Annotated in this window: 23 protein-coding genes, 1 tRNA gene and 1 pseudogene; 16 read left to right on the forward strand and 9 right to left on the reverse strand. The window is 38.8% G+C overall.

Annotated features, from left to right (window positions below; translation table 11 throughout):
* Nucleotides 1-523: 523 nt before the first annotated feature.
* On the forward strand, nucleotides 524-1,174 hold the full coding sequence (locus HMPREF1154_RS04310) for an outer membrane beta-barrel protein (protein WP_009641384.1): 651 nt from the start codon (nucleotides 524-526) through the stop codon (nucleotides 1,172-1,174).
* A 136-nt stretch (nucleotides 1,175-1,310) separates the two neighbouring features.
* On the forward strand, nucleotides 1,311-2,885 hold the full coding sequence (gene pckA / locus HMPREF1154_RS04315; protein WP_009641401.1) for a phosphoenolpyruvate carboxykinase (ATP): 1,575 nt from the start codon (nucleotides 1,311-1,313) through the stop codon (nucleotides 2,883-2,885).
* Nucleotides 2,886-2,956: 71 nt separating this feature from the next.
* Here the strand turns inward: pckA and HMPREF1154_RS04320 are convergent, their stop codons facing one another.
* Nucleotides 2,957-3,316: a DUF488 domain-containing protein gene (locus HMPREF1154_RS04320; protein ID WP_009641534.1), complete on the reverse strand. Its 360-nt coding sequence runs from the start codon at nucleotides 3,314-3,316 to the stop codon at nucleotides 2,957-2,959.
* A 105-nt stretch (nucleotides 3,317-3,421) separates the two neighbouring features.
* Between HMPREF1154_RS04320 and HMPREF1154_RS04325 the strand changes: the two genes are divergently transcribed.
* The 13 genes and pseudogenes from HMPREF1154_RS04325 to HMPREF1154_RS04380 all read left to right on the forward strand — a co-directional run bounded on the left by HMPREF1154_RS04325 (nucleotide 3,422) and on the right by HMPREF1154_RS04380 (nucleotide 14,653).
* Nucleotides 3,422-3,871, forward strand: coding sequence for a hypothetical protein (locus tag HMPREF1154_RS04325; RefSeq protein ID WP_034566926.1), 450 nt, complete (start codon nucleotides 3,422-3,424; stop codon nucleotides 3,869-3,871).
* 82 nt (nucleotides 3,872-3,953) lie between these two features.
* Nucleotides 3,954-5,735, forward strand: coding sequence for a MutS-related protein (locus HMPREF1154_RS04330; RefSeq protein ID WP_009641502.1), 1,782 nt, complete (start codon nucleotides 3,954-3,956; stop codon nucleotides 5,733-5,735).
* 137 nt (nucleotides 5,736-5,872) lie between these two features.
* Nucleotides 5,873-7,669: a translation elongation factor 4 gene (gene lepA / locus HMPREF1154_RS04335; RefSeq protein WP_009641367.1), complete on the forward strand. Its 1,797-nt coding sequence runs from the start codon at nucleotides 5,873-5,875 to the stop codon at nucleotides 7,667-7,669.
* A gap of 23 nt (nucleotides 7,670-7,692) precedes the next feature.
* Nucleotides 7,693-8,511, forward strand: coding sequence for a ParA family protein (locus tag HMPREF1154_RS04340; RefSeq protein WP_009641483.1), 819 nt, complete (start codon nucleotides 7,693-7,695; stop codon nucleotides 8,509-8,511).
* Between the two features lies 1 nt (nucleotide 8,512).
* The gene (locus HMPREF1154_RS04345; RefSeq protein ID WP_009641386.1) at nucleotides 8,513-9,007 is read left to right on the forward strand and encodes a hypothetical protein; all 495 of its coding nucleotides are present in this window, start codon (nucleotides 8,513-8,515) and stop codon (nucleotides 9,005-9,007) included.
* Complete coding sequence (locus tag HMPREF1154_RS04350) at nucleotides 8,994-9,731, forward strand: hypothetical protein (RefSeq protein ID WP_009641345.1); 738 nt, start codon at nucleotides 8,994-8,996, stop codon at nucleotides 9,729-9,731. Before HMPREF1154_RS04345 ends, HMPREF1154_RS04350 begins: the two co-directional genes overlap by 14 nt.
* Before the next feature lie 102 nt (nucleotides 9,732-9,833).
* Nucleotides 9,834-10,088, forward strand: a pseudogene (locus tag HMPREF1154_RS13675) (HU family DNA-binding protein); the annotation flags it as partial.
* A gap of 215 nt (nucleotides 10,089-10,303) precedes the next feature.
* Nucleotides 10,304-10,687, forward strand: a complete 384-nt coding sequence (locus HMPREF1154_RS04360) for a hypothetical protein (protein ID WP_034566927.1) — start codon at nucleotides 10,304-10,306, stop codon at nucleotides 10,685-10,687.
* A 2-nt stretch (nucleotides 10,688-10,689) separates the two neighbouring features.
* Entirely contained in the window at nucleotides 10,690-11,214 is a 525-nt protein-coding gene (locus HMPREF1154_RS04365) for a hypothetical protein (protein WP_009641520.1), read from the forward strand.
* 196 nt (nucleotides 11,215-11,410) lie between these two features.
* A complete protein-coding gene (locus HMPREF1154_RS13680; protein ID WP_009641393.1) occupies nucleotides 11,411-11,815 on the forward strand; it encodes a hypothetical protein in 405 nt (134 codons plus the stop codon).
* 195 nt (nucleotides 11,816-12,010) lie between these two features.
* Nucleotides 12,011-12,529 carry a hypothetical protein gene (locus HMPREF1154_RS13685; protein WP_232211969.1) on the forward strand — a complete coding sequence of 173 codons (519 nt, stop codon included), beginning with the start codon at nucleotides 12,011-12,013 and terminating at the stop codon, nucleotides 12,527-12,529.
* A gap of 71 nt (nucleotides 12,530-12,600) precedes the next feature.
* Nucleotides 12,601-13,974, forward strand: coding sequence for a dGTP triphosphohydrolase (gene dgt, locus HMPREF1154_RS04375; RefSeq protein ID WP_009641507.1), 1,374 nt, complete (start codon nucleotides 12,601-12,603; stop codon nucleotides 13,972-13,974).
* Entirely contained in the window at nucleotides 13,955-14,653 is a 699-nt protein-coding gene (locus HMPREF1154_RS04380) for a hypothetical protein (RefSeq protein WP_009641468.1), read from the forward strand. The genes dgt and HMPREF1154_RS04380 overlap by 20 nt, the downstream gene beginning before the upstream one ends.
* 12 nt (nucleotides 14,654-14,665) lie before the next feature.
* Here HMPREF1154_RS04380 and HMPREF1154_RS04385 read toward each other — a convergent pair whose 3' ends face one another.
* From HMPREF1154_RS04385 to HMPREF1154_RS04395, 3 genes are all read right to left on the reverse strand, one after another.
* On the reverse strand, nucleotides 14,666-16,345 hold the full coding sequence (locus tag HMPREF1154_RS04385; RefSeq protein ID WP_009641422.1) for a DUF6909 family protein: 1,680 nt from the start codon (nucleotides 16,343-16,345) through the stop codon (nucleotides 14,666-14,668).
* A gap of 17 nt (nucleotides 16,346-16,362) precedes the next feature.
* On the reverse strand, nucleotides 16,363-17,718 hold the full coding sequence (gene mgtE / locus HMPREF1154_RS04390; RefSeq protein ID WP_016419552.1) for a magnesium transporter: 1,356 nt from the start codon (nucleotides 17,716-17,718) through the stop codon (nucleotides 16,363-16,365).
* Between the two features lie 187 nt (nucleotides 17,719-17,905).
* Nucleotides 17,906-18,316: a hypothetical protein gene (locus HMPREF1154_RS04395; RefSeq protein ID WP_009641416.1), complete on the reverse strand. Its 411-nt coding sequence runs from the start codon at nucleotides 18,314-18,316 to the stop codon at nucleotides 17,906-17,908.
* A gap of 189 nt (nucleotides 18,317-18,505) precedes the next feature.
* Here HMPREF1154_RS04395 and HMPREF1154_RS04400 point away from each other — a divergent pair, with 189 nt between their 5' ends.
* A complete protein-coding gene (locus HMPREF1154_RS04400) occupies nucleotides 18,506-18,865 on the forward strand; it encodes a copper resistance protein NlpE (protein WP_009641487.1) in 360 nt (119 codons plus the stop codon).
* A gap of 82 nt (nucleotides 18,866-18,947) precedes the next feature.
* Here the strand turns inward: HMPREF1154_RS04400 and odhB are convergent, their stop codons facing one another.
* The 5 genes from odhB to HMPREF1154_RS04425 form a co-directional block, all read right to left on the reverse strand.
* Nucleotides 18,948-20,192, reverse strand: coding sequence for a 2-oxoglutarate dehydrogenase complex dihydrolipoyllysine-residue succinyltransferase (gene odhB / locus HMPREF1154_RS04405; RefSeq protein ID WP_009641506.1), 1,245 nt, complete (start codon nucleotides 20,190-20,192; stop codon nucleotides 18,948-18,950).
* Nucleotides 20,193-20,322: 130 nt separating this feature from the next.
* Complete coding sequence (locus HMPREF1154_RS04410) at nucleotides 20,323-21,030, reverse strand: RluA family pseudouridine synthase (RefSeq protein ID WP_009641447.1); 708 nt, start codon at nucleotides 21,028-21,030, stop codon at nucleotides 20,323-20,325.
* Between the two features lie 4 nt (nucleotides 21,031-21,034).
* A complete protein-coding gene (gene panB, locus HMPREF1154_RS04415) occupies nucleotides 21,035-21,853 on the reverse strand; it encodes a 3-methyl-2-oxobutanoate hydroxymethyltransferase (RefSeq protein ID WP_009641337.1) in 819 nt (272 codons plus the stop codon).
* Nucleotides 21,854-21,990: 137 nt separating this feature from the next.
* A tRNA-Thr gene (locus HMPREF1154_RS04420) sits at nucleotides 21,991-22,064 on the reverse strand.
* 58 nt (nucleotides 22,065-22,122) lie between these two features.
* A complete protein-coding gene (locus HMPREF1154_RS04425; RefSeq protein ID WP_009641365.1) occupies nucleotides 22,123-23,085 on the reverse strand; it encodes a homoserine kinase in 963 nt (320 codons plus the stop codon).
* Between the last annotated feature and the right edge of the window lie 11 nt (nucleotides 23,086-23,096).

Here is a 23,096-nt window from a genome sequence, read left to right on the forward strand (position 1 = left end):
TGCGTCTCTACCCTAACGCTGGCTAAGACAACTCCTGATGAGCGTAGTCATCCGTAGAGACGCAATTTATTGCGTCTTAATGAATTGGACTATACAATCATTTTTTACTATTGATTGGCATCTGTAGTTCTTCATAAAGAGCCAAAGGCTCTAATTGTAGTAGGCACGAGCTGCAAGCTCGCGCCAGCGAAGGGGTAGTGGTCAGAAGTCTGACGTCGGTAATCAGCCATTAGTCGCAATAGACTGAAAATTGACCACTGACCACTGATCTCTGAATAACGCAGCAAAATTACAACATTTAGGACGGGGAAGTCAAGGAAACGGCTGGTGAGAAGTAAGAATTTATACAATAAAAAATAGTGTTAAGTATTTAACAGTAGGCAGAGGTCAGAAGACAGTAGTCAGTCTATGGTAACTCAAGATTAAAAACTCAAAATTTTCCTTGATTTTTTTGTTAGAATATTGTATTTTTGCAGTTCAAATCAGTGGAGAGAACTACTCACTAACAGCTAAAATATAGAAAATGAAAAGACTAACTTTATTATTATTCCTCTTAGTTACAGTGTCTTATGGTCAAGGAGCGAAATTTGGAGTACGTATTGGTTTTACCGTTGCAGACTTATATATAGACGGGCGAGGCTTTGATACGGCCAATGTACTCAATAGCAATCGCAGAATGGAGTACGTAACAGACCTTATCTATACAGGTCATGTGGGAGGCTTTGTGGAGATAAAGCTCCCTAAAAGATTCTATATAGAACCAGGAGTAAACCTAACTGTCTTGGGTGCAGAATATGAAAACGTTAAGGTTTTTAAGGGAAGAGATGACGACTATGAAAGTGATAACTACTACAGAAGAGACAAAGTATATATCACCCAGCTGAACCTACCTGTTTGGATAAAATACAGAGCCGTAGCAGGCTTACACCCTAAAGTGGGCGCTTATGTGGGTTATTTGGCCGCTGTCAAAGAAAAGAGAGACGGAAAAACCACTGAAGTGGATGCCAAGTACCGCAATGGCGAGGTTGATTTTGGCTTGGGAGCAGGCGTAGAGTACCATTTCCCAAGGGGCTTTTTCTTGGATACCAATTTTAATGTAGGCCTATCCAATCTTTCCGCCAGGGGAGAGGTGCGAAACTTTTTCTTACAGACAGGGATAGGGTATAAGTTCTAAAAGAGGTACGTAAAAAGAGAAAAATTTTTAGGAAATTTGTTGGATATTACAAAAGAAAGTTGTACCTTTGTCGGACACAAAATCCTCCAAATGGATTACTTTTTAACTGATTATTTTATAATTAAAAATTTTTTCTATGAGTACAAAAACTCTTTCCATAGACAAATATGGAATTAAAGGCGCTAATGTGCGTTACCAACTCTCCGCAGATGAGTTACATGCAGAAACCCTTGCAAAGGGATTAGGAAAAGAAGCTTCCTCTGGAGCTTTGGCTGTAAATACAGGAAAGTTCACAGGGCGTTCTCCTCAAGACCGTTTCATCGTAGAAGATGCTATTACCAAAGATCGTGTATGGTGGGGAAAAATTAATATTCCATTCGCTCCTGAGAAGTTCGATGCTTTGTATGAAAAAGTAGTAGCTTTCCTCTCCAATAAGGAAGTATATGTACATGATGGTTATGTATGTGCAGACCCTAAATATCGTACCAATGTACGTACTATTACTGAGCTTCCTTGGAGTAACCTCTTTGCCAACAACATGTTTCTTCGTATAGATGACAGCGAATTGGCTGGTTTCAAAGAAGATTGGTTAGTGATTAATGCACCAAGTTTCTTAGCTGACCCTGCTGTAGATGGTACACGCCAAGGAAACTTTGCTATCCTAAACTTCACTCGTAAGATTGCTCTTATTGGAGGAACAGGATACACAGGAGAAATCAAAAAAGGTATCTTCTCTGCTATGAACTTTGAACTACCTGTATTCCGCAACACTATGCCAATGCACTGCTCTGCCAACGTAGGTAAAGATGGTGATACAGCGATCTTCTTCGGTCTTTCTGGTACAGGTAAAACAACCCTTTCAGCTGACCCTAACCGCCATCTTATCGGTGATGACGAACACGGTTGGACTCCAGAGAACACCGTATTTAACTTTGAAGGAGGTTGCTACGCTAAAGTAATTGACCTTACAGCTGAAAAAGAACCTGAAATCTTCGGAGCTATCAAAAAAGGAGCTATCCTCGAAAACGTGATTATGGATGAGAAGGGAGTGGTAGATTTCTCTCGTACCGATATCACTGAAAACACCCGTGTTTCTTACCCTATCTATCACATTGCCAATATCCAACCAGGCTCTATAGGACATAATCCTAAAAACATCTTCTTCCTTACTTTCGACGCCTACGGAGTATTGCCTCCTATCTCCAAACTTACACCGAACCAAGCTGCTTACCAATTCATCTCAGGATATACCTCTAAGGTAGCAGGTACTGAAGTAGGTATCACTACCCCACAAAAGACTTTCTCTGCTTGTTTTGGTGCTGCTTTCATGCCATTGCACCCAGCCGAATACGGAAAAATGTTGGCTGCCAAGATCAAAGAATCAGGTGTAAATGTATGGCTTGTCAATACAGGATACAACGGAAAGATGAAACGTTGCAGCCTTAAAGATACTCGTGCTCTTATCACAGCAGCTCTTACAGGGGCACTTAACAAGGTAGAATTTAAGGAACTTCCTATCTTCGGATTCCAAGTACCTCAGTCTTGCGCTACAGTATCTGACCAAAATATCCTCAACCCTGAAAATACTTGGGATGATAAAGCACAATTCGCTGCTAAATCTAGAGAATTGGCAGAAGCCTTTGTAGAAAACTTCAAGAAGTTTGAAGCAGGTGCTGATGCAGAAGTACTTAAAGGTGCTCCTAAATTATAGAATCAGTCATCATTTCTTATAATTAAAGTAGAAAGAGGCTGCTGGGATTCCAGTAAGCCTCTTTCTTAAAATTAAATGGTTTCCTTCTTAGAATCCTCTATAAACTCCTTAAGAATAGGAAGTTGGCAATGATTAACATCCTTACTTGACGTAAGTAGCGTAACGACCGCTTTCCCTTGAAGGAGTTGCAAGAAGTCTGTCATGTGCGGATTCTCAGCGAGTTCCTTCCTATAGGAAGTCTTAAAGGTCTCAAAGTCATCACTTGTGTGGAAAGCCTTGCGTACAGCATCGGAAGGAGCGATCTCCTTGTCCCATAGATCCACATCTAAGTTCTCTTTTTTAATACCTCTAGGGTAGATTTTATCTACTAAAATACGAAAGCCATCAGCATCCTCTTTAGCCTGATAAATACGTTTTAACTTGATTTCCATAAGATAAGCTATTTTTCAGTAGCAAAAATAGTACAAATTTTCCAAAAAAACACTCTTATATCATTCTTTTTTTATACCTTTGCAGCGAATTTAAAACAACATCCTATGAAACGTTTGTTTATGTTATTCGTAATGGCTATGGCACCACTTGCTATGAGTGCTCAAGATAATAGCCAACAGGTACAACCAGAGAAAGCTACTACTAAGGCTTGCTGCAGCAAAGACAAGAAAGATGGCGCTGCATGCCACAAAGATGGCAAAGACGAGAAAGTAGCTTGTCACAAAGATGAAAAACCATCTTGCGATAAAAACAACAAAAATTGCTGCAAAGACAGTAAAAATTGTTGCAAAGACAGCAAAGACGAAAAATCTTGCTGCAAAGATGGTAAGGCTTGCTGCAAAGATGGCAAAGAAGGAAAATCTTGCTGCAAAGACGGCAAAGGTAAAGATGGTAAGTCTTGTGGAAAAGACCAAAACGGCGTAGCTTCTGACAAAAAAGAAGATTGCAAGAAAGACGGCAAGAAATCTTGCTGTGCTGCAAAAAAAGCCGCTTAAGCGTATTTTTACAAAGAGACAAAGAGCTATCCTATGGGGTAGCTTTTGTCGTATAAATAATATAATAACTCATACAATATAAATGATTTCCACTTATCAGCAGCTCTTAGAAGAAGCTACGCTCTCTTTCAAGCAGCTCTCACAAAAATCCCATGTGATAGGCACCTTGCGCCTTGTAGTAGCATTGGCCATCTTGGTATCTATTTACTTTGCTTTTAGGGAAAAATCATGGTTAGTAGATGCAATAATACTCCTTTTGCTTATACTCTTCTTCTATTTGGTAGTTATTCATAAGAAAACAAATCTTTTTCGCAAGATAGCTCAACAGAAAATAGCTATCAATGAAAAAGAAATAGCCTTTTTGGAGAAAAATCAGTTTTTTTCAGCCAATGGAGAAGAATTTCAAGATGATACACACCCGTATTCTTATGATTTGGATATCTTTGGAGCACATTCTCTGTATCAATATATCAACCGAACCCATACTTTCCTAGGACGTAAGAGTTTGGCAGCTCATTTTTTATCACCTAAAGCAGATGAGATACCTCACTTGCAAGCTGTAACTCAAGAACTCTCAACGGAAGAACATCTTAGGTGGCGCCAGGAGTTTATGGCTACTACTGCCCTAATAGGAGATACCCAAGGGTTCTATGAGCAAATGGAGCAATGGGCAGCAAGAGAAGAAAAAGCCTTTCCTCGTCTGCTAAGATTCTTTCTTTGGGGTGCTTCACTGCTTGTGATCGTTAGCCTGATTGCAGGGTATGGATGGGGATATGAGGGATTTAAGGTGGTATGTAACATATTGATAACCATCAATTTGTTCGTATTTCTAACCTTTATCGGAAAGATCCAAAAGAGCAAACTCGGATTTGAAAACACTTATCACCTGTTATACACCTTCAAGAGAAGTATCACCCTGATAGAGAAAGCCACTCAGTTTAAATCGGCTAGGTTTGAGCTTTTACGAGAAAAACTGCATGAGGGAGATGAGAGTGCCAGCAGAAGTATTTCCCAGCTTTCTCGCCTGTTGGACGACTTGGATAATGTAAGGAATATATTGGTCTCTATCCCTTTGAATATCCTCACTTTCTATCACTTGCACATCTACCGAAAGCTCCTAAAGTGGAAGCAGGCACATGCCAAGCACATTGCCTTGTGGCTCTCTGTTATTGCAGAGGTAGAAGTATTAGACAGTTTTGCCAATTTCAGCTATAACAATCCTAGCTTTGCTTATCCCACACTGAATGACCAACAACTGATTTCCTTTGAATCTCTTGGTCACCCACTTATTCCTGCTAAGGGGCGCGTATGCAATACTATTTCCTTTGCTTCGCATCGCTTTGTCATCTTGACAGGTTCCAATATGTCAGGTAAGAGTACCTTCCTCAGAGCCCTTGGGGTGAATATGCTATTGGCTACAATGGGGCTTCCGGTATGTGCTCAAAAGGCCACAGTACACCCTATGAAACTGTTGGTATCCATGCGCCTATCCGACTCGCTGAGTGATGGAAAATCCTACTTTTACGCAGAGATTAATCGCTTACGCACTATCATGGAACAGCTGGAAAAAGCCCCTTGCTTTGTCCTTCTGGACGAATTGCTCCGAGGTACGAACTCCGAGGACAAACAATCAGGTACTTTCAGAATTATAGAAAAAATGGTAGCTCTTAAGGCTATTGGGGTTATTGCCACTCACGATTTGGAGGTATGTACCCTTAGTGAAAAGTATCCTGATATATTGCAAAATAAGTGTTTTGAGTCCCAGATTATTGCAGGAGAACTCTATTTTGACTATACACTGAAAGAAGGCATTTGCCAAAACAAGAACGCTACCTTCCTTATGGAAAAAATGGGCGTTATCTGATAGGAAAGTCCAAAAAAATATGTATCTTTGCCCCTTGAACAGTTATTAGTTGTTAGTGATTAGTGGTTAGTGGTTAGTTATTGAAGACTAAGTACTAATCACTGACCACTAATAACGAACAAACTAAAGAAAACCGAATGAAAAATATCCGTAATTTCTGCATTATTGCACATATTGACCACGGCAAGAGTACTTTAGCCGATCGTCTGCTTGACTTTACCCAAACGGTAACCGAACGCGAAAAGCAAGACCAATTGCTTGACAACATGGACTTGGAGCGTGAGCGTGGGATTACCATCAAGAGCCATGCCATCCAAATGGAATATGTGTACAAAGGCGAGAAATATATCCTCAATCTTATTGATACCCCAGGCCACGTGGATTTCTCCTATGAGGTATCCCGCTCTATTGCTGCCTGTGAGGGCGCACTCCTCATTGTAGATGCTGCCCAAAGTATTCAGGCGCAGACTATTTCCAACCTCTATTTGGCACTGGAAAATGACCTTGAGATCATTCCTATTCTCAACAAAATAGACCTACCGAGTGCCAACCCAGAAGAGGTAAAGGACGACATCGTAGACCTATTGGGTTGCTCCCCCGATGATATTATCCCTGCCAGTGGAAAGACAGGTTTGGGAGTAGAGGCTATTTTGGAAGCCATTATTGAGCGTATTCCAGCTCCGACGGGTAATCCTAAGGCGCCCCTCCAAGCGTTGATTTTTGACTCAGTATACAACTCTTTCCGTGGGGTGGAGACCTACTTCCGTGTGATGAATGGCGAGATACGCAAGGGACAGAAAATCAAGTTCATGTCCAATGGCAAGACCTATGATGCCGACGAAGTGGGTACTCTCAAGCTCAACCAAGTACCTAAGCCCGTGATTTCTACCGGAGATGTGGGGTACCTTATCACAGGTATCAAGGACGCTCGCGAGGTGAAAGTGGGGGATACGATCACCTCCGCTGTAGATGGTTGTTCAGAAGCGATAGACGGCTTTGAGAACGTAAAACCGATGGTCTTTGCTGGTATCTATCCCGTAGATACGGAAGATTACGAAGAGCTACGTGCCTCTATGGAAAAGCTCCAACTCAATGATGCCTCCTTGGTATTCACTCCTGAAAGTTCAGCTGCTTTGGGCTTTGGTTTCCGCTGTGGTTTCTTGGGTATGCTCCACTTGGAGATTGTTCAGGAACGCTTGGAGCGTGAGTTTGGTATGACTGTAATTACCACAGTGCCCAATGTAAGTTACCACGCCTTCACCAAGAAAGAGCCTGAAAAACCTATCATTGTCAATAATCCTTCCGACCTTCCAGAGCCTTCCAAATTAGACCGTGTAGAAGAGCCTTATATCAAGGCGAGTATCATCACCAAGTCAGATTTTATTGGTCAGGTCATGTCCCTTTGTATAGAGAAGCGCGGGATTATCACCCATCAGCACTACCTCACTCCAGAGCGTGTAGAGCTGAACTTTGATATGCCGTTGGCTGAAATTGTGTTTGACTTCTATGACCGCTTAAAGACCGTCAGCAAGGGGTATGCCTCCTTTGACTATTCGCCAATAGGCATGCGTGCTTCTAACCTTGTGAAGGTAGATATTCTTATCAACTCCCAATCGGTAGATGCGCTTTCCGCCCTTATCCATGCCGATAATGCTTATAACATTGGTAAGAAGATGTGCGAGAAGCTCCGCGAGCTAATCCCACGTCAGCAGTTTGACATACCTATCCAAGCCGCGATAGGTGCTAAAATCATCTCCCGTGAGACCATCAAAGCCCTCCGCAAAGACGTAACGGCTAAGTGTTACGGAGGGGATATCTCCCGTAAGCGCAAGCTCTTAGAGAAACAGAAAGCCGGTAAGAAACGTATGCGCCAAGTAGGGAATGTAGAGATCCCACAAAGTGCCTTTATGGCGGTGCTTAAACTTAATGACTAATTTTTTTTAATACTTTTATTGTTATGTCTAATAAGAAAATTATAAGTATCATTAATATGAAAGGAGGAGTTTCTAAAACTACTTTATCAGTAAATATTTCATACACTTTAGCCAAGAAATATGCTAAAAAGGTTTTGTTAGTTGATATGGACCCTCAAATGAACTCAACTCAATATTGTTTAAATGAAGATAAAGTTAATAAGATTTTACAAAATCCTAAAAAATCTGTTTATGGAATTTTTGAACTCTCATTACCTGATCTGTTGTCTACACATCCTCAAGAAAAACAAATTGAAACGGAAAGGTTTAATGTAATAGATAAGTTTGATATAGTCTCATCTCATCTACATCTGATGGCTGCTTCTTCTGTAAATGAAAGTCCTTTAAAACTAAGGAATTTTTTAGATTCTATCAAAAGCAATTATGATATTATAATTATAGATGCTCCACCTACTATTTCAGGGTATACAAAAGCTGCGATATTAGCTTCAACAAACTACATAGTTCCTATGCGTATAGATTATTTATCACTATTTGGGCTTCCTTTACTACAAACATATATCAAAGAACTTTGTAAAGAATACGCTTCTCATATAGATTTCACAGGGATAATACTAACACAAAAACTTAGTACTCATACTAGAATTTATAATGATCTTGTTCTGAAAATTAGAAATAATTCTGAATGGAATGATAAATTATTTGCTAATGAAATGACCTATAAAGCGTCAATTGCACGTGCTTTAGTAGAACCTAATAAATTTCTAATAGATTGGAATGATGAAGTGTCTACTGAGATTGATAATATAACAATTGAATTAATGCAAAAAATTAGACTTTAATATGAAAGAGAGTACAAAAAAATTATTATATACTATTCTTGATATTCTTGAAATATTAAGAAGAGATGAATATTTAAATAATTTAGATGAATATACTATAGTAAAGAAAGAAATTATTCATTTAATTCACCCTATTACTGATGAAAAAGTAAACGAAAAAAACGTAATAGAAAATTTAATAGGAATATTACCATCCACATTAATTGATAAGGATAAATTTCCATCTAATAAAGATTTAGTGAAATTCGCTGAGTTTAGTTTTAATATTAAAGTTCCTAGCTGGGAAAAGAAAAAAAGAGAAGAAATAATAGGTAGAATAGTATATGCTATAGCAGAAACGAATCCAAAAGAATTATTGAAGTTTACAGAAGGTTGGAATGAATTTAACAAAATAGATGAATCTAAAGCTGATACTTCCAATTTGAAAATTAACTATGTAGATATGTGGTTAAGTTTTTTCGAAAAATATAATAACTTAAATTATGCAAAAGAGTAATACAATTATTAGTTCCCAAATAGAATCTATAAGAGAAAGTCTTTCATTATATAATGTGTCTTTAGAAAATGATTCAGATGAAAAATTGACTATTTTAGTGAAAGGTATTATTTCAGTCAAAATATTTTCTAATTGTTCAGAAGAGGATAATTATATTAAAGAAATAATATCTAACTTGAATCAATTTTCTATTTTATCTTTTTTAGGATTTAGAGTTGCTTCAATGGTTTTATTAAGAAGATGTCTTGAGAATGTATTATCATCTATTTATTATAGAGAACATAAAATAGAATATATAAAAAAAGAATTAGATTCTGATAAACGTAATTTTAATAAAATTGACGACTTACTTAATTATTTTATAGAATATCCTTATACACATTTTTATAAAAATATTGAGATTAATCATATTACTTCACTTATAACAAAAGTTAAATCTAAATGGGAAGAATTATATAAGAAACTTTCTAAATATGTTCATAGTAGTAGTACTTCATATCTTGATTTACATAACTTTCTTGATGAAATTAAATATGACAACGATAAAATGCAGGAATGTATTGTTTTATATAAAGAAGTTATTACTATAATAAATACTATTTTTATCATATTTTTCTTCAAAAAATATAATCTTTTGGAAGAAGAAAAAAAGATTATAATACGAGATTCTATTTATAATAATGATATAAAAAGAAAAATAATAGAAGTATTTAAAAATATATGACCTAAAATAACAAACCATTTAAACTTACATTTTATGCCAGTAAAATTTAATGTAGTAGAGTGTAAGAATCTGTTAGATTAAACAACGGCTCACAAGTTTTATGCCAGTACCAAAACTGATGGAGAAATCTCTTTAAAGGCTCTTGCCAAAGGAATTGCTCAAAATAGCACTACTGTATCGGATACCGATGTATTGGCTGTGCTTAACGACCTTACCAAAGTGCTTGTTAGGCACTTATCAGAGGGTGAAACCGTGAAATTAGGCGGCTTTGGTAATTTCGAAATAACCCTTACCAATGAGGGGGCTTCTACCGCTGAAAAGTTTAATGCTTCCTTTATCAAGGGCAATAAAATTTAGTTCCGCCCAAATACCGACCTACATGAAATGCTCAAAACCGTTAAGTACGAAAAATACAAGAAATAACCTCTATCATCACACCTATATATGCGTGAGCTTACAGGTATATACCCGTAGACTTACACATATATACAGATGAAGTATTACATATATACCCGTGAATCGATGGGTATATACTCATAAAGAAAGCTATTTTGTTGGTTGAATTCAAAATTATGAAACAAAAACTTCGAAAGTTAGTTCATAACAATAAAGAATATTTGTATCGGATAAATACGGTTTATAACACTAAAGGAGATAATACTTCACTACTTTCGGTACGTATTTTCTTAAGTGGTGAGAAGAATAAGCCCTTGTGTGTTGATTTTATCACCATTGAAGATGAGTTTATGGGGCAACCCCTTAATGGAAATATCAAATTGCTCAATAAAACTACACAAACCGAGGATATCATCAACCTCAATGAACCTAAATATATTCCTAAACTTATAGATTGGGCAGAAATACAAGGTTGGACAGGTACTCAAAAAATAGCTGCCTTAAATGGCTTACTTTTCTTACAGTCATTAGGATATGATATCACCCCATTGCAAAAATAAGAATGATACAAAGCACCTTCCCCTCTTATCTGCAGAAAGATGCTATTAAAATAGCAGATTTTCTACAGCAAAATGATCTTAAAGACTTTAGGACTGTAGGGAGAGAGGATGTTAGCCTCAATGGGGAAGCTTTGGAGTTGCCTCAGAGAGTCTATTTTGGGGAATACAATACCCAAAGTTTGACTTTAGTTCAAGAGCAAATGCTTAATTGCTTGTATTTGTGTCATTGCAACGGTCACTTAAGAGAACATTATCTAAGGGAATTGTTGATTGTAAAAGAGGATTTTACATTGCCCTTTATCGCCAAACTTTTTGGGGATTATGTTATAGAAATAGTAAAGGTGCTCCATAGTGAACTTCCTGATCTTACTCGTGATAAATTAAGGGATTTCTTTTGTGCAAATCCTCTCTACCAAAAGCGTATAGAGAGCCGTATTGCCAGTTATTGGGATCTTTTCTATAGAAATACATACCCCAATTTTAAGAAATATATAGGCTACCAATTATTTCAAACTATTGTAAAATAATATGAGTTTGATATAACGAAAGCTCCCACTGATTTTCACGGATTTCACAGATTTTCTATGTCTGTGTAATTATGTTGTTGCGATTTACACAGATTTTTATAAGACCAAAGGTCTTATTTATTCGTGGAAATCCGTGGAATCTGTGGGAGAAAAAATATAATTTTGCTTACGTCGAACTCACGTTAAAATAAGAAACATGTCCAAATTCATTACTCAAAAAGACCAAATTATTGCGCAAATGCGTGCGGAACTCTCAACAACTATTGAGGAAGACCGTTATTATACAGAAATAAATATCACCGACTGTAACGCACATTTGGAGGCTTTCTTGGCACAATTGGAAAAAGCAAACCAAGCCCCTGATAAGCAAGCTTATCTCGCAGCAGCTATACAGACCCTCTGTGAGCAACTTTCTACCTTCAACAACCCAGAAGAGGAAGAGATGCCTCAGTTCCTTTGGGGTTTTCTCTACAATGGTTATACAATACAGATTTCTAACTTTATCCGTGAAGCCGCTTTAGCGTATGAGTTTAAGTCTATTCCTACAGTAATAGAGTTGTACTATTGCAGGGTGGAAACAGGCGATTTTGATTGTTTTTAAGTAGTATTAGGAGGTATAGAAGAGGAAAACTTTGTGAGTTTGGAATACGATCCTAAGACACATCAATTCTATTATGACGAAAATCCTTATGGAGACCCTTTCCCTCTACCCCTTTACAATGTATAAGTAAAGCCTGACTATAGTGAATTGTCCTTTGAAGTGCTTTCAAGGGATAAACTTCAACACTTCTGCTTCTTGGCAAAATATCCATCGGATAAGGAGTGGATTAAAGCTATTTATGATTTGCATACTAAGCAAGTACTCTTACATAGACGAGAGAAACATTGGAGTAATATTACATTGGTTACAGAAAATGGCAAAGTGAGTGAACTAAGGGCTACTCAATATAATAATGAGGGGAATATCGTACCTCATGCTGAAGAGGGTGGTGGCTTTAGTGTATTTACTATGGGAATCAATGAAGAGAACAAGTTACAAAGTCGCAATGAAATTACCAATACAAAGATTCTGTTTGAAAAGACATTCTTTACTAATCCCCGTGAAGAAGAATGGCGACTCTATGAACTTCAGCATATTGCTATAAAAAATGGAGTAGTAACTATTACTTCTACGGATGTAGTTAGAACTCATGATCAAAATTGGCAACTGGTAACAGGGACTATTGCTCCTATATTATTAAGTTACCAACTGAAAAACAGTGATTTTGTATTGGATTTTATCCAAGAAGTACTCAAGATAACAAATAATAATTGACAATAAAAATCGTCCTTTATTTGGTAAATTAGTTTTTTTACCATACTTTTGTCCCATAAAATACAACCTTTATGAATTGGGATAACCTATTAAATACCAATAGATTAAGAACATCTGAAAGACAAAAAGACTCAAGAAATGAGTTTGAAAGTGATTTTGGTAGAATTATTTTTAGTCCCGCACTGAGGAGAATGCATGACAAAACACAAGTGTTCCCTTTAACTACCGATGACAACATACATTCCCGACTCACACATTCTATGGAAGTAATGTCTGTTGGCTACTCTTTAGGAGTACGTATTAGCGAAGATGAAAAAATAAAGCAGAAGTTTTCGGGTAAGGAAGACTTATTTAGAGAAATTCCTATTATAATGAAAAATATTTGTCTGATTCATGATATTGGGAATCCTCCTTTTGGTCATTTTGGAGAAACTGTAATACAAAATTACTTTAAGGAACTTTTTGAAGCAGATAAAAATGCTGTAGAACAAAAGAAACAAGATAAACCAAAATTTAACCTTACCCCTGACCAAAAAAGAGATTTTCTAAACTTTGATGGTAATGCACAAGGTTTGCGAGTACTTACAAAGTTACAATCACTTAATGATGACAAAGGGTTAAACCTAACCTATGCTACTCTTGCCGCTTATATCAAATATCCTAATTATGGTGATAAAGATAAAAGTAGAATAGCAACTAAAAAAACTGGCGTTTTTCACTCTGAAAAAGCCTATTTTGAAAAAATAATGGAAGGTTGTGGGTTGAAAAATGGTGTGCAATATATTCGTCACCCTTTTTGCTACCTAATGGAAGCCGCTGATTCTATCTGCTATCTTACAATGGATATTGAAGATGCTTATTCTAAAAAACTCATTACCCTTGATGAGTTTTACAACAAAATAAAGACTAATCCTTTAGTAAGTGATAATATTAAGAAAATATACGAGGACATATCAGGTTATTATAAAAATGATATTACTAAAATAGTAAACTTTAGAATCGCTCTTATACAAGCTCTTACTAATTTAGCTTACGACAATTTCATTAAAAATATTGATAAAATGGAAGCAGGAGATTATAATGAAGAACTTATTTTTGACGATGAAAGTGGTTTGGCTAAAATATTACAGGGCATCTTTATTGAAAGGATAGCTTCTTATAGAGAAATTAACTCATTAGAAGTAACTGGGCATTCAGTTATAAAAGGACTTTTAGATTATTACATCTATTTCCTTTTTCATTCCAACAAAGATTACCAAAAAAGGGCAGAACAACTCATCTCAAATAGTATTTCAAAAGCTATTTTCACAGAAAATCATTGCAATAGTCTTGATGAATTGAACGATTATTACAAATTAAAACTTATTGTTGATTTCATTACTGGAATGACAGACCAATATGCATTAGATCATTATCAAAAAATCAGTGGGCAAAAAATTAGCTGACATAAAAAAAGAGATAGAAAGCAAAACAGAAGTCTTTGATGATTATTTTTATTCAAAAATATCTCCTTCTGTAAGTAGCTTTATCAATCTATTGAAGAGAGATACCCAAGTTTTTCTCTTCAGTGGTATTATTCGTGATTTTTTTGTAAAAAGAACAAATGAATTTAGAGATATTGATTTGGTAATAGAAAATGAATTAACAGAAGAGTTACTTACAGGATTGAATTATCAAAAAAATAGCTTTGGAGGCTATAAAATCAATATTGATGACACAATTATAGACATCTGGGAAGTCAAAAATACTTGGGGGTTTCAAAAAAAGAGTATATTACCACTTTCTCATAGTTTGCCTGAAACTACCTTTTTTAATTTTTCCTCTATATTATATTCTTTGAACAAGAAAGAATTTATCATAGGAAATGATTTTTTAAAATTTATGAAGAATAAAAAGATAGATATTGTTTTTGATATAAATCCCTTACCTGAATTATGTATTGTCAATACTATTTATTATGGTCAGAAACTTAATTATGAAGTAAGTAATAAACTAAAGGAATATATCAAAGCCAATTTGCAACCTATGGAAAAACTATTGGATGTACAAGAAAAGCATTTTAAAAATATCATATACCCAGCTTCTTATATGAGACAAATTTTTCAAATGTGGAAAATACTATAGAATAGCTCTTAGCTATTCTATAGTATTAGTATTTTTGCCTATTTGCTCTAATATTCTATGAGTAATCAAATAAGTAGGCTTGACCCCGATAAGGCCTAAGCCCCCAGAGGCTAAGGTGCTACCTGTCTCCAAAGGATTGTCGGAGGCGTAGTAGGCATAGCGTACTTTGACATCACGGCGGATACTCTTGCGAATCTTGGAGGCTGATTGTATGGCTTTCTGATAGTGAGCGCCCTCCATCTCTAGTCCTATGACATTCCAAGTGGATTTGTGGAAGTAGGTCAGTACGTCCTTATTCTGCAAGGAGGTACCTAAGACCGTTACCATAGTCCCTTCAAAGACTCTGAGACCATTGCCCTCAAAATCAGAAGTAGATAACTCATTCTCAAAAGGATAGTTGTCCGCAGTTCCCTCAAAAATATGGGCATTAGGAATCATAATATCTCCCTTTTCACCTTCTAAAATCCCTGCCTTGCCCATGATAGAAACGGATACCACGTTGAGGAAGGTACTTTTTTCCTCTGTTTTGTAAGGCTTGAGAAGCTCATCTATGGTTTCATAAGCCTGCTCTCCGAAAGCATAGTCCATTACTAAGAGTACAGGAGCCTCCTTGGTTGTGGTTTTTTTGAAAAATTCATTCTCTGGAATGAGTGCCGTATCTACAATTTGCACGTCTATATTGGTGCCTGATTTGTCCTTGATAAAGAGCATACCATGAGCAAGGGCATATTGGGTCACCTGCTCGCGGAGCGCATGGTTTTTCTCCTCACTTAGGGCAATATAAGTATCCCATGGTGTATCTTCCTTTCTTTTGATATTCAAAGCCTTAGAAGCGAACAAAGCATTCATCACACTGTGCATATTGGCACTGATGATATGTAAAGGACGTTGTAGCAGGTTATATTGGCTCAGGGTTTCCTTGAGTGTATTTGCCCAAATCTCCCCGTAGATATGATGTCCCAAGCGTTCCCTTAGGATAGGGGAGAAGGTAATCACCCGCTTGTTGTCGGTGAGGATTTCTTCCAAAGCGATTTTGCCCAACCAGTAAATTACCTGTATAAAGCGCTCAGGATTTTTCTCAGAGGATAATTGGTGGTAGGCAGGGAGAATTTCCTCAAAGGTGCGTCCCAATACCTTACCTATATGAATTAGTGCTAATTCACGTTCGGTTTGAGAGAGTTTTTTCTTTTGGGCGAGGAGTTCTATTTTTTCCCAATCGCGGCTGATCTTGTCGCTTTCCTCATCCAAGACACTATGAGCAATCTTGTGAGACTCTATAAAAAGGAAAGTTAGGTGAGTGAGTATGTCATAGATATCGGAACGGCCACGAGTAATCTCGATATTCATCTGTTCGTCATCAATACGATAGCAGTTTCTACGACGCTTGGGAGGGATAATAGGGTCGAAATGAGACTGACGATACCCCTCATCAGAAATCATATTGATAAATCGGCATTGTTCTATACCGATAGGCAGGCGATCCAAGACGTAAAGCAGGCCATTGAGTTCTGTTTGTCGCTGGGCAATGCTTCCGTATATCTCAGGTCTGAGGAGCAAAAGAGACTCTCGGAGGCTTTCGCCAGAGACCCCCATAGGCTTATAGAATCCTCGGTTGAATAGGTGGCGCATGGTTGTGTAGAGCTTTTCAATGGCATCGGTAGACTCCTGTGCGCGGCTTCGTTGTGTTTGCATGGGTAATATTGTTTAGTTTAGAAACCTAAGATAATTTTAGCAATCATAAAATAGATAAGAATCCCCAAGATGTCGTTGCTCGTGGTAATAAAGGGGCCTGTGGCCACTGCTGGGTCTATTCCACGGCTATGTAGGAAAATGGGGATAAAAGTACCTATAACGGCAGCATTGATAATTACTGTTACTAGGGCGGCACATACGGTAGCCGATTCCAAGTAAGAGCTACCAAAGACAAAATGGCTCATCATAAGTACTAAGGTAGCCAGTGCTAGTCCGTTGATAAGGCCCAAGAGGAACTCCTTGAACAATCGTCCTAAAAGCGCCCCATCGATACTATTATTGGCCAAGCCTTGTACCACGATAGCGGAAGATTGTACCCCTACATTCCCGGCCGTGGATTGTATCAGAGGGATAAAGAGCAAAAGAGTAGGGAAAGACGTTAGTCCATCCTGAAAGCCATTGATAATACTGGCTGCTCCTATCCCGCCAGCCATTCCTATTAGTAGCCAAGGCAGACGCGCACGGGTGAGCTTCCAGATAGTATCGTCGGCTTCCACATCCTCGGTAATCCCCGCCGCCATTTGGTAATCATGTTCGGCTTCTTCCTTGATGACATCTACGATATCGTCAATGGTGATACGTCCCACGAGGCGATGCATTTTATCCACTACAGGAATGGCTTCCAAGTTATATTTTTGCATCACACGGGCAACCTCCTCGGGAGTATCATGTACAAAGACAAAATCTACCTTAGGAATGTAAATATCCCTAATATGAGCCCCTTGGGGCGAGGCAATTAAGTCCTTTAGAGAGAGACGCCCCTTGAGTACCTCGTTATCATCTACCACATAGATAGAGTGTACACGAGTTACATGTTGGCCTTGATTGCGTATTTCTTTCATGCAAGTATCCACATCCCAGTTTTCATTGACTTTGATAAGCTCCTTGGCCATGAGTCCCCCTGCAGTATCATCATCATAGCGGAGTAGGTCTACAATGTCCTGTGCATGTTCCTTGTCCTCTATGTGAGAGAGAATTTGCGTTTGCCGCTCTTCGGGTAGATCAGCGATGAGGTAAGCAGCATCATCGGTGTCCAGCTCCTGCAAGTCTCGGGCAATTTCCTCATTGGAGAGGTTTTCCAAGATGTGTTCCAAGACCTCTTCATCTACCTCAGTGAGGGTTTCAGAGGCTTTTTCACGGTTGAGGATACTCACCAAGTAAGCGGCTTCCTCCAATTCCAGTTCACTGGTAATCTCCGCAATATCGGCAAAGTGGAGCGATTCAAGGTAATCCTTGAGTTGCTGTTTCTGATCGGAGGCTATCAGTTCACGAATATGTTCAATAATCTCTTCGGTGAGTTTGAATACTTGCATCTTTTTTTTAGTGAATAGTGAATAGTACATAGTGAAGAACTTTTCACTCTTCACTTTTCGTTATTCATTTATTAGGGGCGCAAAGATACAACATTTGAAGAGGAAAGTCAAGAAAAATAAGAGGGAGAAGTAATAAAAATACAATAAAAAAACCTACTCCTCAACGAGCAGGTTTTAAAGGATTATTTTATTTCTTAGTATACGTTTCTGTAACTTGACCTTTTAGATCGAATTTTGCAATTTTCTTATCGGAAATTTTTCTCCAAGCATGGCTAATGGAACCTCCACCTATAAGATTTATCTTGACTGTATAATCGTTTCCGCTTATAGTTTGTTCTATGCTTTTTATTATTTGGGGGGTAGATAAATCACATGTGCTAGAACCTAATGCTTGGTGGCAAATATCTGTCTTAGAGAAAGTGTAAGCGAAATCAGCACTTGTATCCCATATCCAAGTACCTATAATCCAAGAGGGAGGATTATATCCAGTAACATTTCCGCCACCTGAGTTTCCTCCACTTTCAGAAGAACCACTATCACCTTTGCTACAAGCCACGATACCCACAAGGGCTACAAGGAATAAAAATATTTTTTTCATATCAGTAATTTTAATTATTGGGGCAAAGGTAGTCTATTTCTGTGAAATGATTGTATTCTTAAAAGGAATTTAACTATAAAAATAAAGTTAAGTAAGAAAAGACCAATTAGGTTTATAAATTTCAAAAGGTTCTGAGAGTTTTGGCATGAAAATTGTTGTGCTTCTTCTCATATAGAAATACATTATACAATGAAAAAAATTTTATTAGCCAGTGTAGCTATAGTGTTGGCTTCATGTGGTGGCAAGACTGCTTATGAGGGTACTTATGAAGGAACATTCCCTTGTGCAGATTGTAGTGGGATCAATGTAAGTCTTTCCATAGGTAAAGATACTTATACTTCTGAGGAAGTTATGGAGGATCGCAAAGAAGAAGATAACGGAAAGGTGAGCTATGATGCTCAAAATAAAGTGCTTACTCTTACCAGTGAGAAAGAAAATGGAAAAATACAGCAGTACCAAGTAAAAGAAGATGGTTCTATTGCTTTTCTAGATGAAGGTAAGGAAATCACAGGAGAACTTGCTTCTTACTATATTCTCAAGAAGAAATAGGATAATAGAGCGTTTTGTCATAAGAAAAGTAAAGAGGCTGTCCCAATAGGACAGCCTCTTGCTATGATGTAGAAAACAATTATTAAAGTTCAAGAGCGTTCTTTAGGTCATTGTTCATTAAGAGTTCTACTGGGTTTTCAAGGGCTTTTTTCACCTCTACAAGGAAGCCTACAGACTCACGTCCGTCAATGAGACGATGGTCGTAAGAGAGGGCAATATACATCACAGGAGCTACCACGATTTGCCCATTGCGAACAATGGCACGATCCACTACATTGTGCATACCCAAGATAGCAGATTGAGGAGGGTTGATGATAGGAGTGGAGAGCATACTTCCGAATACACCTCCGTTGGTAATAGTGAATGTACCGCCAGTCATCTCATCTACAGTGATTTGTCCTTCACGAGCACGGATAGCAAGGCGTTTTACCTCGGCTTCTACACCGCGGAAAGAAAGGTTTTCTGCATTGCGGATCACTGGCACCATAAGTCCCTTAGGTCCTGAAACAGCAATGGAGATATCGCAATAGTCGTAAGTGATTTTTTCCTTATCATCAATCATGGAGTTGACATCGGGGAAGAGCTTAAGGGCACGTACTACAGCTAAGGTGAAGAAAGACATAAATCCTAAACTTACATTGTGACGTTCCTTGAAGGCATCTTTGTATTCGTTACGGATTTCGTAGATAGCCGACATATCCACTTCGTTGAAAGTGGTAAGCATAGCTGTTTCATTCTTAGCCGATACCAAACGTTCGGCTACCTTGCGGCGTAGCATAGAGAGTTTAGTACGTTTTTCACTTCTTCTTCCAGAGGTAGGAGTACCCATGCTATGGCGAGCAGGCTGTGCTTTAAGAGCATCATCCTTAGTGATGCGTCCGCCCTTACCTGTACCACTTACTTGGCTTGCAGGGATTTGTTTTTCCTCTAAAATCTTCTTAGCCGCAGGAGAAGGTGTGCCAGTGGCATAGCTTGTAGGTGCTGGAGCTTCTACTTTAGGAGCAGGTGCAGGTGCTGCTACGGGCGCAGGTGCTGGAGCAGGAGTTTCAGCCTTAGCAGCAGGAGCAGCTGCTGTTTCTGAAGGTGCGGGAGCATCGGTATCGATAAGGCATACTACTTGTCCCACTGCTACAGAGTCACCCTCTTGAGCCTTGAGCGTAATCACCCCACTGACTTCAGCAGGTAGTTCAAGGGTGGCTTTATCAGAATCCACTTCAGCGATGGCTTGGTCTTTTTTTACATAATCGCCATCCTTCACAAGCCAAGTGGCGATTTCTACTTCGGTAATTGATTCCCCTGGAGAAGGGACTTTCATTTCTAAAACCATAAATTTTTTATTTTAATCCAAAATCAATGTTTAAACTAATGATTGATGCTCAATGACTAATGACCACTGAAACACACGCACAAAGATAGGAAAAAAAAATGGAACTGACAATAAAAAACTCCTTTTTTTATTAGGAGCTTGTTAAGGGAATATTTTCTATAAGTTTGGCAAAGGCTTCAGGTAGGGGAGCTGTAAGGCTAAGAGGCTCTTTTTTCACAGGGTGAAGTAGTGTAAGCGCACGTGCATGTAGGCTGATGCTTCCATCAGGATTGCTTCGCTTCGCTCCATACTTGAGATCCCCTTTGAGAGGACAGCCTAAAGCGGCAAACTGTGCGCGTATCTGGTGATGACGACCTGTAAGCAGATTAATTTCCACTAACAGATAATGGGTAAGAGTAGCCAAAACCTTATAAGTAAGCACCGCTTTTTGGGACTGTGGCTTTTCTGTTTGATAGGCATAGGACTTATTCTGAGAGGTATTGCGTACCAAAAAGTGTGTAAGAGTACCCTGGGCAGGGATAGGCTTTTTCTCTATCAAAGCCCAATACTGCTTGTTAACTTCCTCTTTGGTTGCGAAAGCCGCATTGAGACGAGGAAGTGCTTTAGAGGTCTTGGCAAACAGCACTAGGCCAGTGGTAGGTCTGTCCAATCGATGAACAACGCCAAGATAAGCCTCTCCAGCTTTGTGGTATTTCTCCACTAGATAAGCCTTGACAATCTCACTTAAGGGGATATCGCCCGTTTTATCTCCTTGGACGATATCCCCTGCTCTTTTGTTAATGGCTATCAAGTGGTTATCTTCGTAAAGCACTTGTAGGTTCTGGGGGGTTGTCTTCATTCCCTTAGTACTGTTCGCTCTCGTTAGGGAACGTTTGTGCCTTTACATCGGTAATATATTGGCTTACTGCTCCTGTCATTAGCTCATGTAGGTTGAGGTATTGGCGTACAAACTTAGGTTTGTAATCCACAAACATACCGAAAAAGTCTTGAGATACAAGCACTTGTCCATCTACCTCGTGACCTGCTCCAATTCCGATAGTAGGCACTGAAAGGCTTTGGGTAACCTCTTTAGCTAAAGCAGCAGGGATTTTTTCCAAAACAATGGCAGAGCAGCCCAATTCTTGTAGGTAATGGGCATCTTCCTTGAGTTTTTGAGCTTCTGCCTGTTCTTTAGCACGGAGTCCATACCCTCCGAACTTATTGATAGACTGAGGTGTAAGTCCTAAGTGACCTATCACAGGGATACCAGCATCCAAGATACGGCGAATACCCTCACCGATTTCTCGTCCGCCCTCCAATTTCACGGCTTGTGCACCACTTTCTTTCATCATACGGATGGCAGAGTCTAAAGCACGCTGTGGGTCAGACTGGTAGGTACCAAAAGGTAAATCGGCTACTACTAAGGCACGAGCGCAAGCACGTACCACTGCTGAAGTGTGGTAGATCATAGCATCCAGCGTCATAGGAAGGGTAGTCTCGTACCCTGCCATTACATTGGCCGCAGAATCACCTACTAAGATGATATCAATTCCAGCTCCGTCAATAATCTTGGCCATGGTATAATCATAGGCGGTAAGCATGGTGATTTTTTCACCTTTGGCTTTCATAGCATGTAGCGTTTGTACAGTTACACGCTTGGTTTCTTTTTTTGAAACAGACATTATTTTTAATTTTTAATTGTCAATTGTCAATTATTAATTCTTATGCCGCTGCTCATTTTTCATTCTTTAGCGGTGTGCAAAGATACGATATCTTAGCCATAAAAGCAAAAAAAGCTGTCAATAATTGACAGCTTTAGAGCCGGTAGAGGGATTCGAACCCACGACCCCGAGATTACAAATCACGTGCTCTGGCCAACTGAGCTATACCGGCGATTTTGCGGCTGCAAAGTTACAACTTTTTTCTGAACCAACAAAAGGATTTTTTGTTTTTATTCATCAAATTGTGCTATTCTGCATCCTTTGCCATTGGCTAAGTCTTCTATAAAGGAAAGGGTTTCAATGCCTTGTCCTGCATATATCTTATGCAATTCAGCGAGAATACGCTCGGCTACAGTGCGAGACTCAGCAAGCGCAAAGACAGATGGACCAGACCCTGAAATACCAAAAGTAATCCCGCCAGCAGCAAGAGTAGCCTCTTTCATCTCATCAAAATAAGGAATGAGTATTTTGCGGGAAGGTTCTACCAAGAAGTCTTTGGTAGCTTTTCTAAGCAGGTCGTAATTCTCTTGGTATAAACCACTTACAAAAGCACCCATAGCAGATACCTGCTTGGAAACAATATCCAAGGATACATGTCGGGAGACGATACTACGAGCCGAAGCGGTATTGACTTCTATATTAGGAAAGAAGGATACGGCATGCAGCCCCTTAGGTAGCGGCAAGCGTATGGGTTTGTTTTGATACAAAAGCACAATACCTCCAAGAATAGCAGGAGAGACATTGTCATAATGAGCTGACCCACACGCTGCGCGTTCGCCTTCGGCAGCAAAGGGCAAGAGTTCCTCCAAAGAAAAAGGATTGCCCATAAGGGTATTGTAAGCGAAAGCAGCTGCTGCACTGCTGGCACTGCTAGAACCCAAGCCACTACCAGAGGCAAAACCCTTGCGGATACGAACATCTACATACAAAGGGTTTTCCAATTGTGCTTGCATGGCCGCAATGACCACAGTGCAAGAGTTTTTCTCCACAGCATAGGGCAGGGGAGTAGCACTTTCAATAAAGGTGATTTTGTTCTGCTGGGTGCCATTGGGAGTAACCTCGACCCTGTCTCCAACTGTGGAGAGGGAGATACCTAAAACATCAAAGCCTACATTGACATTGGCAATGGTTGCAGGGGCGAAACCACAAACGGTTTCTTGTATAGGGTTTGCTTTTCTAAGCGACTGATTCATAGTAATTTGAA

This window comes from Capnocytophaga sp. CM59 (genome assembly GCF_000293175.1).
Classification (GTDB): domain Bacteria; phylum Bacteroidota; class Bacteroidia; order Flavobacteriales; family Flavobacteriaceae; genus Capnocytophaga; species Capnocytophaga granulosa.

Coding starts and splice junctions, on each gene's coding strand:
- mgtE (WP_016419552.1), bottom strand. CDS start 17,718: ATGCAAGTATTCAAACTCACCGAAGAGATTATTGAACATATTCGTGAA.
- dgt (WP_009641507.1), top strand. CDS start 12,601: ATGAATTGGGATAACCTATTAAATACCAATAGATTAAGAACATCTGAA.
- HMPREF1154_RS04425 (WP_009641365.1), bottom strand. CDS start 23,085: ATGAATCAGTCGCTTAGAAAAGCAAACCCTATACAAGAAACCGTTTGT.
- HMPREF1154_RS04340 (WP_009641483.1), top strand. CDS start 7,693: ATGTCTAATAAGAAAATTATAAGTATCATTAATATGAAAGGAGGAGTT.
- pckA (WP_009641401.1), top strand. CDS start 1,311: ATGAGTACAAAAACTCTTTCCATAGACAAATATGGAATTAAAGGCGCT.
- HMPREF1154_RS04365 (WP_009641520.1), top strand. CDS start 10,690: ATGATACAAAGCACCTTCCCCTCTTATCTGCAGAAAGATGCTATTAAA.
- HMPREF1154_RS04350 (WP_009641345.1), top strand. CDS start 8,994: ATGCAAAAGAGTAATACAATTATTAGTTCCCAAATAGAATCTATAAGA.
- HMPREF1154_RS13680 (WP_009641393.1), top strand. CDS start 11,411: ATGTCCAAATTCATTACTCAAAAAGACCAAATTATTGCGCAAATGCGT.
- HMPREF1154_RS04400 (WP_009641487.1), top strand. CDS start 18,506: ATGAAAAAAATTTTATTAGCCAGTGTAGCTATAGTGTTGGCTTCATGT.
- HMPREF1154_RS04395 (WP_009641416.1), bottom strand. CDS start 18,316: ATGAAAAAAATATTTTTATTCCTTGTAGCCCTTGTGGGTATCGTGGCT.
- HMPREF1154_RS04385 (WP_009641422.1), bottom strand. CDS start 16,345: ATGCAAACACAACGAAGCCGCGCACAGGAGTCTACCGATGCCATTGAA.
- odhB (WP_009641506.1), bottom strand. CDS start 20,192: ATGGTTTTAGAAATGAAAGTCCCTTCTCCAGGGGAATCAATTACCGAA.
- HMPREF1154_RS04410 (WP_009641447.1), bottom strand. CDS start 21,030: ATGAAGACAACCCCCCAGAACCTACAAGTGCTTTACGAAGATAACCAC.
- HMPREF1154_RS04330 (WP_009641502.1), top strand. CDS start 3,954: ATGATTTCCACTTATCAGCAGCTCTTAGAAGAAGCTACGCTCTCTTTC.
- lepA (WP_009641367.1), top strand. CDS start 5,873: ATGAAAAATATCCGTAATTTCTGCATTATTGCACATATTGACCACGGC.
- panB (WP_009641337.1), bottom strand. CDS start 21,853: ATGTCTGTTTCAAAAAAAGAAACCAAGCGTGTAACTGTACAAACGCTA.
- HMPREF1154_RS04320 (WP_009641534.1), bottom strand. CDS start 3,316: ATGGAAATCAAGTTAAAACGTATTTATCAGGCTAAAGAGGATGCTGAT.
- HMPREF1154_RS04325 (WP_034566926.1), top strand. CDS start 3,422: ATGAAACGTTTGTTTATGTTATTCGTAATGGCTATGGCACCACTTGCT.
- HMPREF1154_RS04360 (WP_034566927.1), top strand. CDS start 10,304: ATGAAACAAAAACTTCGAAAGTTAGTTCATAACAATAAAGAATATTTG.
- HMPREF1154_RS04345 (WP_009641386.1), top strand. CDS start 8,513: ATGAAAGAGAGTACAAAAAAATTATTATATACTATTCTTGATATTCTT.
- HMPREF1154_RS04310 (WP_009641384.1), top strand. CDS start 524: ATGAAAAGACTAACTTTATTATTATTCCTCTTAGTTACAGTGTCTTAT.